This window comes from Pseudomonas sp. PS02290, from assembly GCF_029960075.1.
Taxonomy (GTDB): Bacteria; Pseudomonadota; Gammaproteobacteria; order Pseudomonadales; family Pseudomonadaceae; genus Aquipseudomonas.
In genome coordinates, this window is sequence record NZ_JASCOY010000160.1 from 1 (window position 1) to 7,004 (window position 7,004).

General features: G+C 61.7%; 7 protein-coding genes. 2 read left to right on the top strand and 5 right to left on the bottom strand.

Translation table 11 applies throughout. From position 1 onward, the window contains the following. Nucleotides 1-435: 435 nt before the first annotated feature. Both QMX88_RS28195 and QMX88_RS28200 read left to right on the top strand, forming a co-directional pair. Nucleotides 436-1,041: an FMN-dependent NADH-azoreductase gene (locus tag QMX88_RS28195; protein ID WP_282373535.1), complete on the top strand. Its 606-nt coding sequence runs from the start codon at nucleotides 436-438 to the stop codon at nucleotides 1,039-1,041. Between the two features lie 396 nt (nucleotides 1,042-1,437). After that, nucleotides 1,438-2,505 carry an alpha/beta hydrolase family protein gene (locus QMX88_RS28200; protein WP_192172059.1) on the top strand — a complete coding sequence of 356 codons (1,068 nt, stop codon included), beginning with the start codon at nucleotides 1,438-1,440 and terminating at the stop codon, nucleotides 2,503-2,505. 33 nt (nucleotides 2,506-2,538) lie between these two features. On the opposite strand, the gene QMX88_RS28205 is transcribed toward QMX88_RS28200, so the two are convergent. The 5 genes from QMX88_RS28205 to QMX88_RS28225 all read right to left on the bottom strand — a co-directional run. Beyond that, a complete protein-coding gene (locus tag QMX88_RS28205; RefSeq protein ID WP_282373536.1) occupies nucleotides 2,539-3,435 on the bottom strand; it encodes a TIGR03915 family putative DNA repair protein in 897 nt (298 codons plus the stop codon). Then, on the bottom strand, nucleotides 3,432-4,652 hold the full coding sequence (locus QMX88_RS28210) for a putative DNA modification/repair radical SAM protein (protein ID WP_282373538.1): 1,221 nt from the start codon (nucleotides 4,650-4,652) through the stop codon (nucleotides 3,432-3,434). Before QMX88_RS28210 ends, QMX88_RS28205 begins: the two co-directional genes overlap by 4 nt. 82 nt (nucleotides 4,653-4,734) lie before the next feature. Beyond that, nucleotides 4,735-5,379 carry an HAD family hydrolase gene (locus QMX88_RS28215; RefSeq protein WP_282373540.1) on the bottom strand — a complete coding sequence of 215 codons (645 nt, stop codon included), beginning with the start codon at nucleotides 5,377-5,379 and terminating at the stop codon, nucleotides 4,735-4,737. A gap of 231 nt (nucleotides 5,380-5,610) precedes the next feature. Further along, nucleotides 5,611-6,564, bottom strand: coding sequence for a 2-hydroxyacid dehydrogenase (locus QMX88_RS28220; protein WP_282373542.1), 954 nt, complete (start codon nucleotides 6,562-6,564; stop codon nucleotides 5,611-5,613). 14 nt (nucleotides 6,565-6,578) lie between these two features. Next, nucleotides 6,579-7,004, bottom strand: a 426-nt coding sequence (locus QMX88_RS28225) for a cysteine hydrolase family protein (protein WP_282373543.1), incomplete at its 5' end; no start/stop codon positions are given.

Genomic DNA, 7,004 nt, shown 5'->3' on the forward strand with positions numbered 1-7,004 from the left:
GGCCCGCCGCCATCCGGCATCCATGGCGGGGGGCGGCTCTCGCGGCATCCATGCCGCTCGGCCCACTCCGCGAGACCTGCGTTCAGCCTGCACCCAAGTCGCGATTGTCGTCGCCTGGACTTGCTGCGTAGAAGATCAAAAGCAACGGCAAAAGCTTCCCGGCTGAAGCCGGTCCCACAAAGTGCGCCGCCAATCTCAATGACTGCATGCGGTGCTTTTAGTGGGACCGGCTTTAGCCGGGAAGGGGCCGGAATGAACGCTATCCATGTCGGGATTTTCCGCAGATGCCTCGAACCAACATCGATCGCACATTTCTGATTGTCCTGTAAGTGGGACGATCTATCGCGTTTGCACCCTCTAATCACGCATTACCTCACAGGGTAGGATGACGCCACTTGATCGCCAGGCGGCGATTCTCACCTTGGGAAGCACTTTATGAAACTCTTGCACATCGATTCCAGCATCCTCGGCGATCACTCCGCTTCGCGTCAGTTGAGCCGCAGTGTCGTTCAGTCTTTTACCGCTATCACCCCTGATACTCAGGTGGTGTACCGCGATCTGGCGAATGAGCCACTCAATCATTTCTCCGGCGCCACGCTGGCCGCTGCCGGTACGCCGGTGGAAGGGCGTGACGCGGCGCAGAGGCTGGAAGTGGAAACCAACGAAGCGACGCTGGAAGAGTTTCTGTCGTCGGACGTGGTGGTCATCGGTGCGCCGATGTACAACTTCAGCATCCCGAGCCAGTTGAAGGCGTGGATTGACCGCATCTGTGTGGCCGGCCGCACCTTCCGCTACACCGAAGCCGGTCCGGAAGGGCTGTGCAAGGGTAAGAAAGTGATCGTCGTGTCGACCACCGGCGGTCTGCATCAGGGCCTGCCAAGCGGTGCCGGCCATGACGACTTGCTCAAGGTGGTGTTCGGTTTCATTGGCATCACCGACCTGCACTTTGTCGTCGCCGAAGGTCTGGCTTATGGCGACGAGCCCCGTGCCGCTGCCATGGCTGCCGCGCAGAAGACCATCAGCGAAACGCTGTTCGCGTAAGCCCGACCCGTCGAGCGTTCCCGCGAGGGGCTCGAAGCGATAAAAAAGTTACACTCGAAAGCCCTGTCATCACCGGCCTGCACGCCGTCTTTTGACGGGGCTTTCGTCGTTTTGCGGCCGCACGTTCAGCCCCGCGACAGCCTTTATGACTTCTTTGCGCGTAACCTCTTCGAAGCACCGTAGAATGCCGGCCCATCCGGTCGGTTCTGCGTCAAACGGCGGCCGACGTCTTCAATTCATCGAGCTTGGCCCGCCTTGTGCACCATTGATCCTCAAACGTTTCGGAATGTTATCGAACCCCACGGGTCAGATAGCGACAGACGCCGTTTTCGCGGGGCTTTGGCCCTTGAGCGTCTGAATGGCCAGGCATGGGTTGATAAGGTGAGGGGCATTGCAATGATGCGTCTTTGTGCAGTGATGATGATCAGCCTGCTGGGCAGCCTGATTTCGGTGCAGGCCAGTGAGCTGCAGAGCTGGAGCGTGGGCTTTCACGAACTGACGTTTCTCGATCCGCTGGATTCCCGGCCCATGCACGCCTACGCCTTTTACCCCTCCACCGACGATGAGCACGTCACCCGCGTTCAGGGTTATCCGATTGAAGCATCGGAAGACGCGACCATTGCCATGGGCCGTTTCCCGCTGCTGATGCTGTCCCACGGCAACACCGGCACGCCGCTGGCGCAACATGATCTGGCGACGTCATTGGCGCGCAAGGGGTTTGTCGTCGTGGCGGTGTTCCATCCGGGCGACAACTACATGGACCACAGCCGTCTGGGCAGCCTGAGCAATCTCTACGGGCGCCCGCTGCAAATATCCGAAGCCATCAGTGCCGCATTGATCGACCCGATGCTGTCGCCGTACATCAGCGCGCGCCGGGTCGGGGTGATCGGTTATTCGGCGGGTGGCGAAACGGCATTGATTCTCGCCGGTGCCCAGCCTGATCTGCAGCGTCTGCGCCATTACTGCACCGAGCGCCCCCAGGACCGGGATGCCTGCAAGACCCAGGGCGAACTGGTGGCGGACCGTGATGACCTGCACGCCCAGGCCGATCCCCGGGTTGGCGCGTTGATGTTGATGGCGCCGCTGGGATTGATGTTCGGTCGGCAGACCCTGGCGGATGTGCACGTGCCGGTGTTGCTGTACAGCGGCGACGGCGACGAACTGCTCGCCATCGACAAGAACGCCGAAGCGCTGGCGCGCAAGCTGCCCGATGTCTCGGATTTCAAACTGTTCGCCGGGGCAGGGCACTTTGTGTTCATGGCGCCCTGTGATGACGAGCAACGCGCCACCCAGCCCGGGCTGTGCACCGACGCCATTGGCGTCAACCGCGAAAGCATTCACCGCGACCTGAGCACGGAAGCCGTGCGCTTTTTCGGCACCGCCCTGGGCTCGCCGACCAGCACCGCCGGGATGCAGACCGCGGCCCATCGCGAGTTCGAACCCGCCAACACCCTGGATCAGTAAGGCTCATCGAGAACCTGAGCCCACCCGCGCTGCCTACTGGGCGTCCGCCGCGGGTGAGGGCGTGGGCTTGCCACGAATCACTTTGCCGCGTCGCTCGGCAATCTCCCGCGCCTGACCATCACGCTGCCCGCCGGTGCGTGCCTCGCTGATCAACGCCGGAATCAGCGGCCCTTCCGGCAGATTTTTCCAGAACCGCGCCGGAAGATGGCCCTGCATGACTTTCGGATTGAGCCGCGCCGGATTGAAGATGTGGCTGTAGTAGGTCAACCAGAGATTGCCATGGGGATCGTCGGCATTGCGCGCCAGCGACTGCCACGCCTCCGGGCACACCGGCTGATGAATCAGCTGTTTGCCGTCATAGAACACGCCGTCCTTGGGCGTCGCGATCATCCAGCGATGACGACCCATGCGCCCGATGAAATGCTCACTGGCGGTGCGCAGAATGTCATGGGCGGGCTCGTGCCACGCGACGTATTCCGGCAGGCAGGTCATCTCCAGCAACGCCGCCTTGGCCGCGACGTCTTCGGCATTTTCGATCACCGGCAGCGCTACGAAGCGCAAGAATGCATGCAGATGATGGGCTTCACGGCTGACCTGTTTCAGGCGCCGGTGCAGTTCGCTGCCCAGTTTGTCGCCGGCCAGCATGGCCGTGCGATCACCGTGGCTCACGCGCCATAACACTTCATACAGCAGCGTCCAGCGCTGATCACCGCAGAATTGCGCCGCGTTTTGCAGCAGTTCAAGCAATTCAAGGGGAATGCGCGCGCGGAACGGACCGGGTTCGTCGGGGTAATCGGTGTCGCTGGCAAACAGGTCAGCGTCCTGCTGCACGCTCCAGCTGACCTGATCCGGGTTGATCTGATGGCTCATCAGCCAGCGCGCCTGCTGCCGCCAGGTGTCGAATGAGTCGGCGCAATCGAGAATGATCATCCCCACAGCGCCATTTGTTGCGGCTGCGGTTTGTCCCGCAGTTGCTCGCGCAGATCGATGCTTGAGCTCTCGGCTTGGCGCGGATGGTAGTCGCTGGTGATGATGAACGGCTTGGCCTTGGCCAGCACGCAGCGCAGGCGGGTCAGGTCTTCGTATCGGATGCGGCGTTGGCGGCGCAACTCGACCAGACGCTTGGTGGTGCGGATGCCGATGCCTGGGATCCGCGCAATCATCGCCGGCTCCGCGCGGTTGAGGTCCAGCGGGAAGATGTCGCGGTGCTCCAGCGCCCAGGCCAGTTTCGGGTCGATGTCCAGGGCCAGATGCCCCGGGCCTTGGAGCAACTCGTTGGCGCTGTAGCCATAACTGCGCAGCAGGAAGTCGGCCTGATAGAGCCGGTGCTCGCGCATCAACGGCGGCGCGGCGTGGGGCACGCTTTTCGGGCTATTGGGAATCGGGCTGAACGCGGAGTAGTAGACGCGCTTGAGGCGGAAGTCGCCGTACAGCGATTGAGCGGTGTGCAGGATGGTGCTGTCATCGGTTTCGTCGGCACCGACAATCATCTGCGTGCTTTGGCCGGCCGGCGTGAATTTCGGCGCCCGCGGCTCGTTGAGAATGGTTTGCTGGCCGGTGTAGATGGTTTGCATGGCCTGCTTGATCGAGCCCATTTCCTTTTCCGGCGCGAGGGTCTGCAGGCCCAGCTGGGTCGGCAGCTCGATGTTGACGCTCAGGCGATCGGCGTAGCGGCCGGCCTCTTCGATCAGCGCGGGATCGGCTTCGGGGATCGTCTTCAGGTGGATGTAGCCACGGAACTCGTGGTCTTCACGCAGCAGTTTGGCCACGCGAATCAGCTGTTCCATGGTGTAGTCCGCCGAGCGGATGATCCCGGAACTGAGAAACAAACCGCTGACGCAGTTGCGGCGGTAGAAATCCATGGTCAGCGTGACCACTTCTTCGGGGCTGAAGCGTGCGCGGGGCACGTCGCTGGACCGGCGATTGACGCAGTACTGGCAATCGTACAGACAGAAGTTGGTGAGGAGGATTTTCAGCAGCGAGACACAGCGCCCGTCAGGGGTGTAACTGTGGCAGATGCCCATGCCGGTGCTCGATCCGAGGCCGGATTTGCCCTCGGAACTGCGCTTGGGTGCGGCACTGCTGGCGCAGGAAGCGTCGTACTTGGCCGCGTCGGCGAGGATGCTCAGCTTGTCGATCAGCTGCATGGATTTTCTCGATACTGTTTTTATGTACAGTATCGAGTTGTCCGGGGATGAACAAGGGCCGATCGGATGGATGGCCGGTCGATCAACTGATGCGCTGTACCAATTCCTTCAATTCACCAAAATCTTTGACGCGATGGAAGTTGGCATTCCCCATGAAGGCCGAGAAATCCGTGTCGCCATAGCCCGCCACCTGCGCACCGGCACCCAGCCCGGCCTCGACGCCCGGAATGCTGTCTTCCACCAGCAGGCACTGAGTCGGCGGCAGGCCCAGCAATTCTGCAGCGTGTTCGATCAGCACCGGGGACGGTTTCCACGATTGCACTTCATAGGCACTGACGATCAGGCCATGGAACACGTCCAGCAGGCCAACGGTGCTCAGACAGGTTTCGATCTTGCTGCGCGGGCCGTTGGAGGCGACGCATTTAGGCAGCGACAGGTTGCGCACGAACTCGACCGCGCCGGGCATTTCTTCCAGCCGCTCCCTCAGCAGCGGCAGGGTGCGCGCGCGGAATTCGGTTTCGATGTCGTCGCTGGGCAGCCACGGATAGTCGCGGCACAGGCCTTCCAGGCACAGCGCAAACTGCACGCCACGAAAGCGTTGCAGCACTTCGTCAACGGTCAGCAACACCTGGTGTTTGTTAAGGATGTCGCGTAGCAAGCCGGCGGCGAGCCGCTCGCTGTCAACCAGGGTTCCGTCGCAGTCAAAAATGACGCCGGCAATATTCAAACAGGGTTCTCCTTCTTTCTCGATCAGGTTGCTTGATCGGAATGCATGTGCAGATGTCTGGAATCCGGGTAGGGGCTGTTCGACCGGCATTATCCCGGAAAGTTGGCACCGATGTTCAGGCACTGACTTACGGTACGGCCCGTTCAGTCCACCCTACGGCAGTGCAGGCCTTTGAACAGTAGTGCGAGCAGGCCGACGGCTTGATCGTCAGGCCTGCACATGAAGCGCCGGTTACAGCTCGACCGGCGTGACCAGCGTCCCTTTCTCGAAATGACCACTGACGTTGGCGAACACCAGATCGGCCATGGCCTGGCGCGTTTCGTAGGTCCCCGAGCCGATGTGCGGGGTCAGCACCACATTGTCCAGCTTCAACAGCTCGGCGGGCACATTGGGTTCGTCTTCGAACACGTCGAGGCCGGCGCCGGCGATTTCCGAGGCCAGCAGCGAAGCTACGAGGGCCTTCTCGTCGACAACGCTGCCGCGAGCGACGTTGATCAGAAAAGACTTGGGTCCGAGCGCCCTAAGCACTTCGGCGTCGATCAGGTGCTGGGTGTCCGGGCCGCCGGGGACGATGACAATCAGGTAGTCCGAGTCCTGCGCCAGGTGCTGAAGGTTGTCGTAGTGCTGGTAGGACACATCTTCATAGGCCCGGCCACGGCGGAAGTAGGCGATGTTCATTTCGAACGCAGCAGCGCGTTTGGCGATGGTCTTGCCGATCTTGCCCAGACCGACGATGCCGCAGGTCTTGCCGCACAGGTCGTTGCCCAGGGGGAATTTGCCGTTGGGCCACTGGCCGGCCCGCACGAAGCGCTCTGCTTCGCTGATGCGCCGGGATACGCCGAGCATCAGCGCCATGGCGGTTTCGGCGACGGCGTTGTTGAGCACGTCGGGGGTGTTGCTCAGTTTGATGCCACGGCGCGCCAGGTACTGAGTGTCGACCGCGTCATAGCCGACGCCGAAGCTGTTGACCACTTCCAGATTCGGCAGGCGATCGAGAATGGCGTTGTCGGTGCCGAACACGCCGCTGGTGACGACGCCGCGCACCTTGGCCCCGTGCTGACTGGCCCAGGTGTCGATGTCGTTGATGTCGGCGAGTTTGTGCACGCTGTAATCGCGCTCGAGGTTTTGCATCAGCGAGGCGTGCATCGGGCCCCAGACCAGAATGTCGGCTTTCTTGTCACTCATTGTGTTCTCCTTTGTCAGGCCAGATAGGTGTCGGTGCTCAGCACCTCGGCATAGGCAAAGCCTAACGCTGACATGAATGCGGCGTGAACCTGGGCGGCAGGCACTACGCTGCCTTCGAATTGCAGGTCGCGGCTGGCGCAGGCGTCGTGGATGACTTTGACGGTGTAACCGAGGTCCGCCGCCGCACGGGTGGTGGCGTCGATGCACATGTGGCTCATGGAACCGATGATGACCAGGTTCTCGATGCCTTTGTCTTTGAGCAGCGCTTGCAGCCCGGTTTCGCGGAACGAGTTGGGGAAATGCTTGAGCACCACCGCTTCGCTTTCAAGGTTCAGGACTTTGGGGTGCAGCTTTGCGCCATCGGAGCCAGGGGTGAAGAAGGGTGCGTCGGCGCCTGATTCATGGCGGATGAACACGACCAGATCCCCGGCGTCCCGAGC